Annotated in this window: 12 protein-coding genes and 1 pseudogene; 9 read left to right on the top strand and 4 right to left on the bottom strand. The window is 75.6% G+C overall.

All coding sequences use genetic code 11. The features are described from left to right. Positions 1–102: 102 nt before the first annotated feature. The 5 genes from ACIBBD_RS12985 to ACIBBD_RS12965 all read left to right on the top strand — a co-directional run bounded on the left by ACIBBD_RS12985 (position 103) and on the right by ACIBBD_RS12965 (position 6,805). Complete coding sequence (locus ACIBBD_RS12985) at positions 103–558, top strand: hypothetical protein (RefSeq protein ID WP_399419398.1); 456 nt, start codon at positions 103–105, stop codon at positions 556–558. Then, positions 555–1,562, top strand: coding sequence for a hypothetical protein (locus ACIBBD_RS12980; protein ID WP_399419397.1), 1,008 nt, complete (start codon positions 555–557; stop codon positions 1,560–1,562). The genes ACIBBD_RS12985 and ACIBBD_RS12980 overlap by 4 nt, the downstream gene beginning before the upstream one ends. A gap of 42 nt (positions 1,563–1,604) precedes the next feature. Beyond that, a complete protein-coding gene (locus tag ACIBBD_RS12975) occupies positions 1,605–5,354 on the top strand; it encodes a CHAT domain-containing protein (RefSeq protein ID WP_399419396.1) in 3,750 nt (1,249 codons plus the stop codon). Positions 5,355–5,386: 32 nt separating this feature from the next. Continuing rightward, on the top strand, positions 5,387–6,214 hold the full coding sequence (locus ACIBBD_RS12970) for a tetratricopeptide repeat protein (RefSeq protein ID WP_399419395.1): 828 nt from the start codon (positions 5,387–5,389) through the stop codon (positions 6,212–6,214). Between the two features lie 132 nt (positions 6,215–6,346). Further along, on the top strand, positions 6,347–6,805 hold the full coding sequence (locus tag ACIBBD_RS12965; protein WP_399419394.1) for an SRPBCC family protein: 459 nt from the start codon (positions 6,347–6,349) through the stop codon (positions 6,803–6,805). A gap of 376 nt (positions 6,806–7,181) precedes the next feature. Here ACIBBD_RS12965 and ACIBBD_RS12960 read toward each other — a convergent pair whose 3' ends face one another. The 3 genes and pseudogenes from ACIBBD_RS12960 to ACIBBD_RS12950 form a co-directional block, all read right to left on the bottom strand. Beyond that, a complete protein-coding gene (locus ACIBBD_RS12960; protein WP_399419393.1) occupies positions 7,182–7,628 on the bottom strand; it encodes a hypothetical protein in 447 nt (148 codons plus the stop codon). A 272-nt stretch (positions 7,629–7,900) separates the two neighbouring features. Next, complete coding sequence (locus tag ACIBBD_RS12955) at positions 7,901–8,098, bottom strand: hypothetical protein (protein ID WP_399419493.1); 198 nt, start codon at positions 8,096–8,098, stop codon at positions 7,901–7,903. 171 nt (positions 8,099–8,269) lie between these two features. Continuing rightward, a pseudogene (locus tag ACIBBD_RS12950) lies at positions 8,270–8,434 on the bottom strand (helix-turn-helix transcriptional regulator); the annotation flags it as partial. A 590-nt stretch (positions 8,435–9,024) separates the two neighbouring features. Between ACIBBD_RS12950 and ACIBBD_RS12945 the strand changes: the two are divergent. Beyond that, complete coding sequence (locus ACIBBD_RS12945) at positions 9,025–10,266, top strand: hypothetical protein (RefSeq protein WP_399419392.1); 1,242 nt, start codon at positions 9,025–9,027, stop codon at positions 10,264–10,266. Between the two features lie 58 nt (positions 10,267–10,324). Here ACIBBD_RS12945 and ACIBBD_RS12940 read toward each other — a convergent pair whose 3' ends face one another. Continuing rightward, the gene (locus tag ACIBBD_RS12940) at positions 10,325–11,011 is read right to left on the bottom strand and encodes a maleylpyruvate isomerase N-terminal domain-containing protein (protein ID WP_399419391.1); all 687 of its coding nucleotides are present in this window, start codon (positions 11,009–11,011) and stop codon (positions 10,325–10,327) included. Positions 11,012–11,313: 302 nt separating this feature from the next. Between ACIBBD_RS12940 and ACIBBD_RS12935 the strand changes: the two genes are divergently transcribed. Genes ACIBBD_RS12935 through ACIBBD_RS12925 form a run of 3 tightly spaced genes read left to right on the top strand, consistent with a single transcriptional unit; the run spans position 11,314 to position 14,965 of the window. Beyond that, on the top strand, positions 11,314–11,874 hold the full coding sequence (locus ACIBBD_RS12935; RefSeq protein WP_399419390.1) for a (2Fe-2S)-binding protein: 561 nt from the start codon (positions 11,314–11,316) through the stop codon (positions 11,872–11,874). After that, entirely contained in the window at positions 11,871–12,866 is a 996-nt protein-coding gene (locus ACIBBD_RS12930) for an FAD binding domain-containing protein (RefSeq protein ID WP_399419389.1), read from the top strand. The genes ACIBBD_RS12935 and ACIBBD_RS12930 overlap by 4 nt, the downstream gene beginning before the upstream one ends. After that, positions 12,863–14,965: a xanthine dehydrogenase family protein molybdopterin-binding subunit gene (locus tag ACIBBD_RS12925; RefSeq protein WP_399419388.1), complete on the top strand. Its 2,103-nt coding sequence runs from the start codon at positions 12,863–12,865 to the stop codon at positions 14,963–14,965. Before ACIBBD_RS12930 ends, ACIBBD_RS12925 begins: the two co-directional genes overlap by 4 nt. Positions 14,966–15,157 lie beyond the last annotated feature (192 nt).

Below are 15,157 nucleotides of genomic sequence, written 5' to 3'. Positions count from 1 at the left end.
GGGCACTTGTGGGGTCCTACACTCGTTTTCCACGCGCACGGGCCGGGAGGTGTGGCAGGGCTCCCGCGCCTGTGCCCGGCCGAGGGGAGGTACACCGACGTGGTGACGGGGGCAAAGGCGCCGCGGGCGTACGAGGCGCTGGTGCACGACAGGACAGGCCCGGACGCGAGCGGGGACGGCGGGGGCGGGAGGGCCCGGCTGGAGTTCCCCTCCAGCGCGTCACTGCCGGAACTGATCGAGACGCTGAGGTACGTGTTCGCCACCGACCCGGCGGTGGACAGCGTCCTCCTCGTCCCGGACGGGCGGCCGGTCGGCTCCACCGCCCGCGTCCGCTTCGAGCAGCAGGTGCCGACGGCGGACCCGTACGACGAGGACCTCTCCCTGCGCGGCGGACTCGGCGCCGGAGACCACGGCACGCTCCCCGGCACGCCCACGCGGTTCACGGCGTACCGCTACCGGTGCGGGCGGTGCGGGCGGGCCACGTACCGGATCGCGGCCGACGAGGAGCCACCTGTGTGCCCGACGGCGGGTCACGGTGCGATGCGGATGGCGCAGTGAGCCTGACCGCGGTCGGGCGGCCGCCCACCGCCGCGCTGGGCGGCCGGTTCTTCGTCATCGGCTACGTACCGGTGTGCGCCTGCTTCCTGTGCGTGCTGGTGCTCGTCCGCGCGGGCGCGCCGGGGGCCGCCCCGGACTGGGGCGCCGCCTGGCGGCGCGTCGGCGCGATGGGTGCGGGCGAGGCCGTCCTGCTGCTGTTCGGCACGATCGTGGTGGCCCTGGCGCTCCATCCGCTGCAACTGGCCTGCGTCAGGCTGCTGGAGGGGTACTGGCCCGCCTGGTGCGGGGCGCCGGCGCGGTGGGGTCTACGGCGTCAGGAACGCAGCCGGCAGCGGCTGGTGCGTGCCGCGCGACTGCGCGATGACGAACCGCCCGGCCCGGAGGCGGTCCACCGGGCGGGGCTGGCCGACAGCACGCTGCGGGCCCGCTTCCCGCAACAGTCCCACCTGCTGCGCCCCACCCGGCTCGGCAACGCGCTCGCCGCCGCCGAGGACCGGTGCGGCGCCCCCTACGGGTGGGACGGACCGACCGCGTGGCCCCGCCTGTACACCGTCCTCGGCGACGTGGCCAAGGAGACCGTGGAGGACCGGCGCGACGCCCTCGACGCCGCCTGCCGTGTCAGCGTCGTCTCGGCGCTGTGCGCCGCGCTCAGCGCCGGTCTGCTGGCCCGCGCCGGCTGGTGGCTGCTGATCGCGCTGGCGCCCCTGCTGCTGTCCCGGCTGGCGTACCACGCCGCCGTGCACGCCGCGCTGGGCTACGGACAGGCCGTGCGCGTCTGCTTCGACCTGCACCGCTTCGATCTGTACCCGGCGCTGCACCTGCCCCTGCCCGGTGACCCGGAGCAGGAGCGCCGGGTCAACACGGCGTTGTCGGAGTTCTGGCGGCAGGGAAGGTCGCCGGAGGCGCAGTACGAGCACCCCGAGCCGGCGCCGGAGGGGTGCTGCTGCCGTCCACGCCGGAGGGAGCCGCCGCCCGCCGGGGCGGGAGGGGGAGACACGCAGTGACGCGCGGGAGACGGGCGGAGCGGGTGGACCTGGGGAGGCGCGGTGCGGACGCCGTTCGATGACAGGCTGCAGCGGCTGGCCGCCGAAGCCGTGGCGGCGTACGAACAGGCCGGGGTGCGGCGCGAGCTTCCCGCGGTGGAGCGGGCGCTGGCGCTGGTGGAAGCGCTGCACGCGCAGGTCCCGGCGGAGCATCCGGGGCAGCGGGCGATCGCCGCCCAGCTCGCCTCCGCCCTCTTCCTGCTCCGTGCCGAACTCTCCGGCGGCGCGATGGTGCGGGGCGACCTCGACCGCGCCCTGGACAGCGCCGCCTCGGCGGTCCGTCTGCGTGAGCGAGCGGCTGAGCCCGCTCCCCACCTGCCCCCTGTCACGTACTTCCTCGCCCACCTGGCCGAGGTGCGGCGGGCCCGCCTGCGGATCACCGGTGACCCACGCGATCTGGACGGCGCGATCGACGCGGCCCGGTCGGCCGCGCGACACCCCGGCACCACCGGGCGGGAACGCGCCCAGATCCTGACCGCCCTGTGCGGCCTGCTCACCGAGCGGCACCTGCTCACCGGAGCCCCCGCCGACCTCGACGAAGCGGTCGGGGCCGGCCGGGACGCCGTCCGAGCGGCAGGTCCGCGGCACGGGTCGTACGCGGGAGCCTGCAACAACCTGGCCCTGGCGCTGCGCAACCGGTACGAACGCCGGGGGAACCGGGCCGACCTGGACGAGGCCGTCGACCACGCGCGCAACGGGGCGGAAGCCGCCACGGACGGATCCCCGCGCGCCGCCTGCCTCAACACGCTGGGCGGCGCGCTGGTCGCGCTGTACGACTACCGGGGCGATCCCCACCTCCTCGACGAATCCATCGCGGCGGAGCGAGCGGCACTCGCCGCGCTGGGCCTGCCCCTGCCCACCGCCGACGTGGATCCGGACGACGCCGACGGGCCGGGACCGTCCGTGGGCGACGACGCGGTGGCCGTGCTGGTCAACCTGGCCCTCGCGCTGCGCCGCCGACACGAACGCACCGGTGACCTCCGTGATCTCGACGAGTCCGTCGCCGCCGCACGAGGGGCCCTGCGGGTGTCTCACCCACGCGGCGGAAATCACCCGACCTGCCTGGACCAGTTGGCCGTCGCGCTGCAGTTGCGTTATCAACTGAGCGGCGACGACGAGGACTTGGACGAGGCGCTCGACGCCGGCCGCAAGGCGCTGCGGCGCTGCCCCGTCCGGCACCCGGCGCGCGCGCTGCTGCTGAACAACCACGCCCGCGGTCTGCGCCTGCGGTTCGAGCGGGACGGCGACATCGCGGACGTGAACGAGGCGATCGGCGCGGTCCGCCAGGGCCTGCACACCGTGCCTCCCGAAGACGCCGCGTACGTCCTGCTGCACGGGCAGTTGGGCACCCTGACGGCGCTGCGGAACCATTTCCTCGCCGACCCGGTCGACCTCGACACGGCGGTCACCGCCGCGGCCGAGGCGGTGACCGCCACCGCCCCGGGAGATCCCAACCGGGGCATGTACCTGAGCAACCTGGGCATCGCCCACCAGGAGAGGTTCACGCGCCGCCTGGACCCCTCCGACCTCGACGCGGCCGTCCGCGCCGGCCGGGAGGCGGTGCGCGCCACCCCGCGGGACCATCCGCTGCACACGACGTGCCAGCTGAACCTCGGCAACACCCTTGTCACCCGCTGGGTCTGGCGGCTGGAGCACGGCGGCGGCGACGGACCACCCGCGCGCACCGGGGAGCCACCCCGGCGGGAAGCGGCGGACCTGGCCGACCTGAACGACGGTATCGCGGCCCACCGCGCCGCCCTCGGCACGGCGGTGGGCGCCGCCGACCGGGCGAGGTGCATGGCCAACCTGGGTACCTCGCTGCGGTGGCGGTACCAGCAGACGGGCCTCGCCCGTGACGCGCGTGAGGCGGAGGCCCTCCTGCGGGAGGCGGTGCGCACCGGCCCGGCCGACACCCCCGGGTACGGCCGTCATCTGTCCGCGCTCGGCGAGCTGTTGTGCGCGCGGTATCAGCGCACCGGCGACCGGGCCAGTGCGGCCGAGGCCGTCGCGGTCTGGCAGCGGGCGGCGCGGCTGCCCGGCACCGGGGCGGCCGACCGGATCGGGGCGGCCACCTCGTGGGGCGGGCTGGCGGCGGAGCTCGGTGACTGGCCGCGGGCGACGGAAGGCATGGCCACGGCCGTGGAGCTGCTGCCGCTGCTCGCCTGGCGCGGCCTGGACCGCGCGCAACGCGAACGGCTGCTCGCCGACTGCGCCGGACTGGCCCAGAACGCCGCCGCGGCCGCGCTGGCCGCGGGCCGGCCGGAGGAGGCGGTGGAGCTCCTCGAACGCGGACGGTCCGTGCTGTGGTCGCAGCTCCTCGAGCAGAACACCGAACTCGACGCCCTGCGCGCCGCGGCACCCGCGCTCGCGGCCCGCCTGGACCAGGTCCGCTCCGCACTGGACGCGTCGGACGGCGCGGGAGCCGCTGCCCTGCCTCCCGCGGTTCCCTCCACCGGCGGCCCCGGGGCGGGTACGCCGTTCCCGGCCGTCCCGTCGCGCCCTGTCTGGCTGGAGCGTCACGACGCCGCGGACCGCCGGATGGCCCCGGCCCGCGAGTGGGACGAACTGGTCGAGGAGGTACGCCGGCTGCCCGGCTTCGAGGACTTCCTGCGTCGGCCCCGTCTGCGTGACCTGCGGTCGGGACTGCCCGGACCGGTGGTGCTGGTCAACGTCAGCGTCCTGCGCTGCGACGCCCTGATCGTGACGGGCGACGCCGTGCGCGTGGTGCCGCTGCCCGGCCTGACCGCCCACGACGCGTACGCGCGCGTGGTCCGGTTCCTCACCGTGCTCGACGAGGCCGACCGCGCCGTCGGCGCCGCCGGTGTGGCCGCCCGCATGGTCCGCGAACAGACTCTCCTGGAGATGCTGGAGTGGCTGTGGGAGGTGGTCGCCGCTCCCGTGCTGGAGGCGTCGGGCCTCACCTCGCCCGTGTCCGCGCACGGCTCCTGGCCACGGTTGTGGTGGTGTCCCACCGGTCCCCTCGCTCTGCTGCCCCTGCACGCGGCGGGACGTGCCGCGGATCCCGGCTCGGACCGGCCCCGTGCCGGCGACAGCGTCCTGGACCGCGTCGTCAGCTCGTACACCCCGACGCTGCGCAGCCTGGTGCACGCGTCCGCCCGGGCGGGCGGCGGGCGGGGGGACCGTCGCACGGAGGGGACCGGACTGCTGGCCGTCGCTGTCGCCGAGGCGCCCGGGATGCCCGTCCTGCGCGGCGTACGCCGGGAAGCCGCGGCGGTGACCCGGCTGTTCCCCGGCCGGGACCACCTGCTGCTCGACGGCCCGGAGGCGACGCGCGACGCCGTGCGCGCCGCGCTCGCCGGGCACGCCTGGGCCCACATCGCCTGTCACGGCAGCCAGGACCTCGCGGCTCCGTCCCGCACCGGGCTCCGTCTCCACGACGGACTGCTGACGGTGGCCGAGCTCGCCACCGCCCGGCCCCAGGGGCACGGGGAGCTCGTCTACCTGTCCGCCTGCGAGACGGCCAGGGGCGGAGCCGGCGTGCCGGACGAGGCGATCACCCTCGCCCACGCCCTTCAGTTCACCGGCTACCGGCGGGTGGTCGCGACCTTGTGGAGCGTCGAGGACAGCGTGGCGCTGCAGACGGCCGAGGACTTCTACACCCGTCTGAACGGCATCGCCCCAGCCGCCCCGGCGCACACCGCGGAGTCGCTCCACCACTCGGTCCGCGCCCTGCGCGCCCGGATGCCCCACGCGCCCGGCCGGTGGGCCTCGTACGTGCACGTGGGCGCCTGAGCCGCGGAGCCGGCCATCCGTATGCTCCGGGCATGGGACTCTTCCGGCCGCGTGGCCGAAACGACGCCAGCCGGTTGACGGGCCCTCTGGCCCGGGCCACGGCCCTGTACCGGGCGGGGCGCTACGCGGAGGCCGAGACCGAGGCTCGCGCCGTCGCCGCCGCCCGGTCACGGCCACGCGACGACGAGTACGCACCGCCGGCGCTCGGCATCGGCGCGCTCGCGGCAGACGCCCAGGGCCGGCACGCCGAGGCCGTCACCCTGTACGACGCACTGCTGCCCGTCTACGTCCGGGTCTTCGGCGCCGGACACCCGCAGACGCTGAAACTGCGCTCGGACCGCGCCCAGGCGCTGAGCGCGCTCGCCCGGCACGCCGAATGCGAGGCGGAGTGCGCGGCCGTCGCCCGGGCCCCGGCCCGTGGCACCGGGCCGCGGATGCCGCTCATAGCGGCCGCCGCCCGCAACGGACTGGTGTACGCCCTCAACGCGCAGGGCCGCCACTCGCAAGCCGAGGCGCTCGCCCGGGAGGCCCTCGCCGCCCCGCCCGTACCGGGCCGGCTCACCCTGGTGCTGCGGCTCGGTCTGGCCCGCGGCCTCAGTGGTCAGGGCCGCCACGAGGAGGCCCTCGCCGAGGCGGAGCGCGCCGACGAGGTGCGCCGCGGCCTGCCGGAGGAGCAGCACCGCCCGGAGACGGGCGCCGTCGAGCCGGCCGTGGCCACCGCCCTCCTGGGACTGGGCCGGGATGCCGACGCCCGCGGCCGGGTCACGGCGGCCCACGCGGCCTGCCTGGCGGCCTTCGGCCCGGACCACCGCCGCACGGCCGAGGCCCGGGAGTTGCTGGGCCGCGTCGACGGCTCCTGACCGGGCGCGCCGTGCCGGCCCGGAGGCGGCCGGTGCCGCCCGCCGTACCGACGCCGATGCGGGGTACTCGGCTCACGAATCCTGGCGCCGGGACCGCCCGCGTGCGGCCGGCATACGAGGAGAGGAGCAGTCATGAGCACAGTGAAGGAAGCGGTCGAGGTCGAGGTTCCGGTCAGCACCGCGTACAACCAGTGGACGCAGTTCACGGAGTTCCCGAACTTCATGGAGGGCGTCGAGGAGGTGGCGCAGGTCGACGAAACCCACAACCACTGGACCACCAAGATCGGCGGCGTGCGGCGGGAGTTCGACACCGAGATCGTCGACCAGCTCGCGGACGAGAGGATCACCTGGCGCACGGTCGGCGGTGACGCCCAGCAGAAGGGGATGGTCCGCTTCCAGCGGCTGGACGACTCGCACACCCGGGTGGAGCTCACCATGGAAGTCGAGCCGAGCGGGGCGGCGGAGAAGGCCGCCGACTGGCTGGGCGTGATCGACCGCCGCGTCAAGGGCGACATGCGGCGGTTCAAGGAGTACATCGAGGAGCGCGGCGGCGAGACCGGTTCGTGGCGCGGTCGGGTCACTCCGGGGTGACCGCGCCTCACCCGACGGCCGGTGGTCGCGCGCGGTCAGCCTGGTGGTCACCGCGGCGCGGCCACCGGCCTGTCGGCGCCGCCGGCCGGTCACCGCGCAGGGCCGGCCGCCGGCTGTCACCCGGCAGTGGGCCCTCGGCCCGAGGCGGGCCCGTCCGGCTCATCGGCCGGGCGGGCCCGCCTTCGTGATGGCCGGAAGTCAGCCGGCGACGGGCCCCCCCCCCCGCCGCCGGGGGGGGGCCGGGGGCCGGGGCGGGGCCCCCCCCGCCACTGGGGCGGGGCGCCCCCGCCTTCGTGAGGGCCGGAAGTCAGCCGGCGACGGCACCGCGCCCCTGACGCCTTGGCGGTCAGGGGCGCGGTGCCGTCGCCGCTCGCCGTCACATGTCGCGCGGCGCGCGCTCGGACCGTGCGAAGGACTCGTCGGTCCGCACCGTGCACAGCGCCCAGATGATGAACCCCGACATCGCGATCATCACGACGGACCAGACCGGATAGTACGGCAGGGAGAGGAAGTTGGCGATGATGATGAGCCCGGCGATGGCCACACCGGCGACGCGCGCCCACGTCGCGCCCTGGAACAGGCCGAAGCTGATGATCATTGCGGCCACCCCCAGGATCAGGTGGATCCAGCCCCAGCCGCTGAGGTCGAACTCGAAGACGTAGTTGCGGGTCGTGAGGAAGACGTCGTCCTCGGCGATCGCCGCTATGCCGCGCAGGACGTCGAGTATCCCGCCGATCATGAGCATGACGGCTGCGAACATCGTCAGACCGGCGGCCAACGGTTGCCTCGCCGCGCGTGTGTGCGTGGAGTGGGTGCCTGTCATCCTTCTGCCTCGTTTCGTTGATTCCGGCGCGTGCTCAGCGACCGGGGGCAAAACCCTCGGGGCCGGAGCCGCTCAGGGGCGGTTCCTTCGCCCTGCGGAACTCCCGGACGCCCGCCCGCCGACCCTTCGGTGCCGCGTTGCCAGCGTGCCCACGGCAGGCACCGGCCGCCTCACCCGTGACGGGTGAGCGGCCCGCCTCGGCGGCGTGCCGGCACCCGCCACGGACCGAGGAGGCCGATGTGCCTCCGGGGCCTTCGGTGCCGCACTCCCGGTCACTCCGGCAGCTGGCGCATCTCCATGACCCGCAGCCCCAGCGACCGGAACCGCGCCAGCAGGCCGTACAGGTGCGCCTCGTCGATGACGGGGCCGTACAGCACCGTCTGACCGGACATCACGACGTGGCCCAGTTCCGGGAAGGCCTTGGCCAGCGTCTCCGACATGCGTCCGTCGACGCGGATCTCGTAACGCATGAGCTGCTCTCCCGAGGACGGGCCTGGGACGGCGTGGGTGCGCCCCTCCCGGCCATCGTCCGTCCCGCCCGGCGCCCCGCCCTCACCCGGCGCGGGTGAACCTCCGCCCCGCCCGGCCGACGCTGCCTCCCGGCGCGGGGCCACAGCAGCCGCAGCTCGCGCGCGGCGTACCGCGTCGCCGCGCCGGTTCACCGCCGGCTTGCGGTAGGCGCTCTTCAGACGCGTCCTCACGGTGTTCACGGACAGATGCAGATCGTCGGCGATCTCGTCCGTCGACATCATCCGGGACAGCCGTCGCAGCACGTCGCGCTCGCGTGCGCCCAGCTCCTCCACCATCGGCTCCGGCGGCCGGCTCGCGGGATGCCGCACGGGACCGCCGCGCTCCCCTCGGCCGGGGGCGAGCCATCCGCCGGCCCACTGCTCCAGCCGGTGCGCGGTCAGCAGGGGACGGATCGTCGCGCCGCTCGCCATCAGCGCCGCGGACACCGCCGCGACCGTCACCGCTCCGCTCCTCCGCCGCATGCCGTGACCGTACGCAGACATCGGCATCACCAGCCATCCGGCCGCCCCGACGGGGGAGCGGGGGGCGCCTCAGTTGAGGGAGGGGTGCCGCCCCGGGCGGACCCGCTGCCGGCCCGTGGGGACAGGGCCCGCCCCGACGCGGATGGTGGGCGGGCCCTGTCCGCGGGTCGATTGTCGGGGCCGCGGGCGGGCGGGGCCACGGGTGTGCGGGGGGCGGCCGTGGTGAACGGCGCGCACCCCGTTCGTGTGGATCACACGGGACGCGCGGAGTCGGACGCGTGACGCGCACCGCAGGTGGGAAGGCGCTACGCGACCTCGTCCACGCCCACCCCGCTTGATCACCCGCCCGCCACGACGACGATACTGGCACCCACACGTCGTCCCCCGCTCTCACGAATGGACTCATGCTCACCTCCCCGCCCGTCCCGCCCCCGACTCCCTCCACGGTGTGGCTGGCCCGCGGCCGCCACACCGGGCCCGCCGCGCCGGACGTCCTGCGCAGGAACCTGCGCTCACTCAAGGACGACGCGACGATCCAGGACTTCCTGGAGGTGCCCGACGAGGACACCGCCGACGGGGAACTGGCCTTCGAGGCCCGGTGGCTGCTGTCCGACGGCGTGACCGTGCGCGCCCGGCTGACGCTCGCGGAGTGGTCGGGGCGAGGGCAGGAGTGGACGCTGGTCGCCGAGTCGGAGCGGCCGTGGGACCTGCGCGGACCGTCGCCCGCCGCGATGTTCTGGCCCTGGGAGGCGGACGCCCCCTGGGGCCACGAGACGGTCACCGGGCAGGGGTACCTCGACATCAACCCGCTGCCGGCGGACGACAAGGACCTGCGGCGCACCCTGCGCCACGCCCTGCGGGACACCTGGACCGTCCACGTCGTGGTGCACGAGGCGATGACGCCGGACGAGCGGGGCCGCCGGTCGCTGGTCCCGCTGTTGCCTCCCGGTCTGCACCACCGCGTGGTGGAGCACCGCGCGGCACCCCACCAGCTGCGCACGGTGAACTGGGCGCTGCGCGACTTCGACGTGGAGCTGCCGCGCGGCGGTGCGCTGGTGCTGCCCGGCTCGCCCGCCCCGGAGACGTACGAAGCGGGCGACTTCTCGGTGCGCAGCGTGTTCCTGGACGGCACGCACCCCACCGAGCTGCTGGACGCGGTGACCCGGTTCGCCGCCCTGCCCAAGCCGCTGCCGGAGGGCGGCGAGGCCGCGCTCACCGCGCTGCGGGAGCAGTGGCAGCTGCTGACGCTCGAGGAGGAGCTGGCCCGCGAGCGCCAGCTGGTGACGATGTACGCCGAGGCGCTCGAGGCGATGACCCGGTCCCGGGACCTGTACCGGGAGGCCGCCGAGCAGGCCCATGAGGCGCTGGCCGCCTACCGCGAGGCGGCCGAGGCCGGCGAGCGCCCGCAGCCGCAGCCGAAGCCGGGCGGCTCTCCCTTCCAGCAGCTGGGGCGGACCCTGGAACGGCTCCGGGAGACGGCGAAGGGCCTGCGCCCGGCACTGCCGACCGGGGGCGGCTCACGGGACCGGAACGACCCGGAACTGAACCACCCGGAACACGACGAGCCGCGCCAGGGTGACCCGGAACAGGACGAGCGGGACCGGGACGGCACGGAAGCGGGCCCCGGGGCGGCGGCCGGCCGCTGACCGGGGGCCGCCACCCGCACCTCCAGGGGGTGTGAGCAGCACATGTCCGGGGGACGCGTCAGCAGAACAACGGCAGTCGCCCGGCGTCCGCCCCCAGCGCACGCCGTTCCTCCGGGGTGAGCGGCGCCCGCCCGGTGGCCGCCCGGGCGTAGTGCTCGTCGCTCCAGTCCACGGGCACGGGCCGGCCGAGCAGACCGTCCAGGGTCTGCCGTACGGCGGCCAGGCCGGCGGGCGCGGGACCGGGCGCGTCGGGCAGGTCCCGGACGAGGTCCAGGTGGTGGACGGCGGCCTCGACGACGAGGGTGGTGACCAGGTCGCCCGCGGTGAGGACGTGGCCCTGGGTGGACACCGGGCGGGCGAGGTCGGCCGCGGCGGCTGCCGTGACGGTGGCCGCCGCGGTCTCCAGGTAGAGGTCGCGCAGCTGGCCGAAGTCGAGGAACATGCTCGCGCTCACCCGGACCCAGCGCCGGCCGTTCGCCGCGCCGACCGGGGCGGGCGACCAGTTGTGCCAGTAGGTGACGGCGTCCCGGTCGGGCGGGACCGAGGCGGGCGAGTGCAGGGCCACGAGTGCGCGCTGGGCGTCCGAGAGGCAGTGGAACAGCAGGTCGCGCACCGCCCAGCCGGTGCAGGCGGTGGGCAGCCAGGACTCCTCGTCGCCCAGGGACTCCACGACGGCGGCGAGCGTCCCGTAGGTCTCACGCAGCACGAAGACCCGGGATGCGTCGGGCACTTGGGAATCGGTCATGACAGGCAGCCTAGAGAGCGGCCCTGGGGCAGCCGCCCCCGGCGCGGCGGACCGCCGGGTGCGGCAGGCCGCGCGAAGGGCGGCGGACCGTCGCACACCGTCACCGCACCGAGTCCCTCCGTGCCGGTGCGTGTCATGCGGCCCGGACTGGATACGCGGTCACCACGGCACGACGACACCACGGCCTCACGGCCCAAGGCACCACGGCCTCAGGCCTCAGACACCACCGCACCACCGCACCACCTCAGACACCACCGCACCACCGATCTTCGTCCTCGGATCTTCCGGAAGGGATCCACGACATGGGCAGCGAGCACGGCCCCGCGGGCGGTACCACCGCGCCGCCTCCCCACCGCTCCGAGACGACCCTGCGCGTCAACGGCAAGCCGCACACCCTCACCGTCGACCACCGGCGGGTCCTGCTGGACGTCCTGCGGGAGGATCTCGACCTCACCGGCGCCAAGAAGGGCTGCGACCACGGGCAGTGCGGCGCGTGCACGGTCCTCGTCGACGGCCGGCGCGTCAACAGCTGCCTGCTGCTCGCGGTCGCCCTGGACGGCTGCGACGTCACGACCGTCGAGGGCCTGTCCGGGGACGGCGAGGAGCCGCACCCGCTCCAGCGGGCGTTCCTGGAGCGCGACGCCTTCCAGTGCGGATACTGCACACCGGGTCAGCTCTGCTCGGCGGTCGGGGCGATCGCCGAGGCGGAGGCGGGCCATCCCTCGCACGTCACCGACGCCGGCGCGCCCACCGGGCCCGTGCCGCTGAGCCGGGAGGAGATCCGTGAGCGGCTCAGCGGCAACCTCTGCCGGTGCGGCGCGTACCCGCGGATCGTCGACGCGGTCGAGGACGTGGTCCGGTGAAACCCTTCGCCTACGTACGGGCCGGCAGCCTCGCCGAGGCCGCCGACGCCTACGCCTCCCACCCCGGCGCCTCCTACCTGGGCGGCGGCACCAACCTCGTGGACCTGATGAAACTCGGTGTGGAACGGCCCGCCGCCCTCATCGACGTCACCCGGCTCCCGCTGGACGAGGTGAGGGAGCTGCCGGACGGCTCGCTGCGGGTCGGGGCCATGGTGCGCAACAGCGACCTCGCGGCGCATCCGCGGATCCGCGAGCGCTACCCCGCCCTGTCGCAGGCGGTGCTCGCGGGTGCCTCCGGACAGTTGCGCAACGCCGCCACCACCGGCGGCAACCTGCTCCAGCGCACCCGCTGCCCCTACTTCCAGGACGTCACCAAGCCCTGCAACAAGCGCGAGCCGGGCAGCGGGTGCGGTGCCCGGGACGGCGTCCACCGCGACCACGCGGTGCTCGGGCACTCGGACCGGTGCATCGCCACCCATCCCTCCGACATGGCCGTGGCCCTGGCCGCGCTGGACGCCGAGGTCGAGCTCTACGGCCTCGCGGGCGTGCGCCGGGTACCGGCCGCGGAGTTCCACCGGCTGCCCGGGGAGCACCCGGAGCGGGACACCGTCGTGGAACCGGGTGAGCTGGTGACCGGCGTGCTGCTGCCGGCCGCCACGGCCGGGGTGCCGTCGGCGTACCGCAAGGCCCGCGACCGGGCCTCGTACGCCTTCGCCCTGGCCTCCGTCGCCGCGGTGCTCGAGGTGTCGGACGGCGTGGTGGCGCATGCGGGGATCGCCTTCGGCGCACTGGCGCACCGGCCCTGGCGGGCCCTGCGCGCCGAGGAGGCGCTGCGGGGCGCGGCACCCACCGCGGCCGCGTTCGAGCACGCCGTCGACCTCGAACTGTCCGAGGCCCGGCCGCTGCGTGACAACGCGTACAAGGTGCCCCTCGCCCGCAACCTCGCCGTCGACGTCCTGACGCGACTCGTACGGCACCGGGAGGACTCATGACCGCCCCCGCGGTGGGCGCTCCCGCCGAGCGCCGGGAAGGACGGGAGAAGGTCACCGGCACCGCCCGTTACGCCGCCGAGTTCCCCTCCCCCGGGCGGCTGTTCGCCCGCCCGGTGCCGGCGACGGTCGCGAGCGGCCGGGTGACGGGCGTCGACGCCTCGGGCGCGCTGGCGCTGCCCGGTGTGGTCACCGTCCTCACCCATGAGAACGCGCCGCGCCTCGCCGAGCCGGACGATCCCACCCTCGCCGTCCTCCAGGACCCGCAGGTCCCGCACCGGGGCTGGTTCGTGGCGCTGGTGGTGGCCGACAGCCAGGAAGCGGCCCGGGCCGGCGCCGCCGCCGTACGGGTCTCGTACGCCGAGCGGTCCCACGACGTGAGCCTGTCCGCCGCGCACCCCGACGCGTACGTCCCCGAGCAGGCCAACGGCGGCTACCCCGCCGTCCGGGAACACGGCGACCCGGAGGGCGCCTTCGCGGACGCGGCCGTGCGGGTCGACGTCGGCTACCGGGTGCCGCCCCTGCACAACCACCCGATGGAGCCGCACGCCAGCACCGCGCACTGGGACGGCGAGCGGCTGACCGTGCACACCTCCAGCCAGGGCACCACGGTCGTACGGGGCGTGCTCGCCGGGTTGTTCGGGGTGGAGGAGGAGCGGATCTCGGTCGTCGCCGAGCATGTCGGCGGCGGCTTCGGGTCCAAGGGCACGCCCCGGGTGGACGTGGTGCTCGCGGTGATGGCCGCGCGGCACACCGGGCGTCCGGTCACGGTCGCCCTCCCCCGCCGGGTGCTGCCGTCGGTCGTCGGGCACCGGGCGCCCACCCTGCACCGGCTGCGTCTCGGCGCGGACGCCGACGGCCGGCTGACGTCCCTCGTCCACGAGGTCACCACACACACCTCCCGGGTGAAGGAGTTCGTGGAGCAGGCGGCGACCCCCGCGCGCGTCATGTACGCCGTCCCGCACAGCCGCACGCTGCACCGCGTGGTGCCGCTGGACGTGCCGACGCCGTCCTGGATGCGGGCGCCCGGGGAGGCGCCGGGCATGTACGCCCTGGAGTCGGCCGTCGACGAACTCGCCGTGGCGCTCGGCATGGACCCCGTGGAGTTGCGGATCCGCAACGAGCCGGAGACCGAACCGGACAGCGGCAGGCCGTTCAGCAGCCGGCACCTCGTCGAATGCCTGCGGGAGGGCGCCCGCCGGTTCGGGTGGGCGCGGCGCGATCCCCGCCCGCGTTCCCGCTCCGAGGGTCCGCTGCTGATCGGGACGGGCGTGGCCGCCGCCACCTACCCGGTGATGGTGGCACCGTCGGCCGCAGCGGCGCGCGCCCTGCCCGACGGGACGTTCCTCGTCGAGACGAACGCCACGGACATCGGCACGGGCGCCCGTACGGTGCTCACGCAGATCGCGGCGGACGCCCTGGGCGTGCCCGTGGAGCGGGTCCGGATCCGGGTGGGCAGCAGCGACCTGCCGTCGGCCTCGCTGGCCGGCGGTTCCTCCGGCACCGCCTCCTGGGGCTGGCCGGTCCACGAGGCCTGCGGACGGCTCGCGGAACGCCTGACCGGGTTTCCCGGCCCGGTGCCCGAGCACGGCCTGGTCGAGCACGCCGACACGGCCGGCACGGCGGACGCCGAAAGCCCTTACGCGCGGCACGCGTTCGGGGCGCACTTCGCGGAGGTCGCCGTGGACACGGTGACCGGCGAGGTGCGGGTGCGGCGCCTGCTGGGGGTGTACGCGGCCGGGCGCATCCTCAACGCCCGGACCGCCCGCTCCCAGTTCGTGGGCGGCATGACCATGGGCCTGGGAATGGCCCTGACCGAGGGCAGCACCATGGACGCCGCCTTCGGCGACTTCGCCGAGTCCGACCTGGCCTCCTACCACGTGCCCGCGCACGCGGACGTGCCGGACATCGAGGCGCACTGGGTGGAGGAGGACGATCCCCACCTCAACCCCCTGGGTGGCAAGGGGATCGGCGAGATCGGCATCGTGGGCACGGCGGCCGCCATCGGCAACGCCGTCCACCATGCCACCGGCACCCGCCTGCGTGAACTGCCTCTCACACCCGACCGGGTCCTGACGGCCCTGCGGGAACCCGGCCACTGAGACGGGGGATACCGGACCGGCGTCGGCGGCCACCAGGGCGGCGGTCCGGCGCCGGGGCCCCCTGGCCACCGGACCGGCCGGCCCCGCGTCCGGGAGGTCCGGTTCCCGTCCGGTGTCCGCCCCCTCCCGCGGGGTTCCGCCACTCGGAGCGCGGCACCCGTGCCGTGGGAGACCGGTGCGCTGTTCCGTGCG

The sequence above is a fragment of the Streptomyces sp. NPDC051315 genome (assembly GCF_044455165.1).
Lineage (GTDB): Bacteria > Actinomycetota > Actinomycetes > Streptomycetales > Streptomycetaceae > Streptomyces.
Note: the sequence above shows the minus strand (reverse complement) of the source record. Positions and strands in the feature narration are given on the sequence as shown.

Coding starts and splice junctions, on each gene's coding strand:
- ACIBBD_RS12940 (WP_399419391.1), bottom strand. CDS start 11,011: ATGACCGATTCCCAAGTGCCCGACGCATCCCGGGTCTTCGTGCTGCGT.
- ACIBBD_RS12965 (WP_399419394.1), top strand. CDS start 6,347: ATGAGCACAGTGAAGGAAGCGGTCGAGGTCGAGGTTCCGGTCAGCACC.
- ACIBBD_RS12945 (WP_399419392.1), top strand. CDS start 9,025: ATGCTCACCTCCCCGCCCGTCCCGCCCCCGACTCCCTCCACGGTGTGG.
- ACIBBD_RS12925 (WP_399419388.1), top strand. CDS start 12,863: ATGACCGCCCCCGCGGTGGGCGCTCCCGCCGAGCGCCGGGAAGGACGG.
- ACIBBD_RS12970 (WP_399419395.1), top strand. CDS start 5,387: ATGGGACTCTTCCGGCCGCGTGGCCGAAACGACGCCAGCCGGTTGACG.
- ACIBBD_RS12960 (WP_399419393.1), bottom strand. CDS start 7,628: ATGACAGGCACCCACTCCACGCACACACGCGCGGCGAGGCAACCGTTG.
- ACIBBD_RS12955 (WP_399419493.1), bottom strand. CDS start 8,098: ATGCGTTACGAGATCCGCGTCGACGGACGCATGTCGGAGACGCTGGCC.
- ACIBBD_RS12935 (WP_399419390.1), top strand. CDS start 11,314: ATGGGCAGCGAGCACGGCCCCGCGGGCGGTACCACCGCGCCGCCTCCC.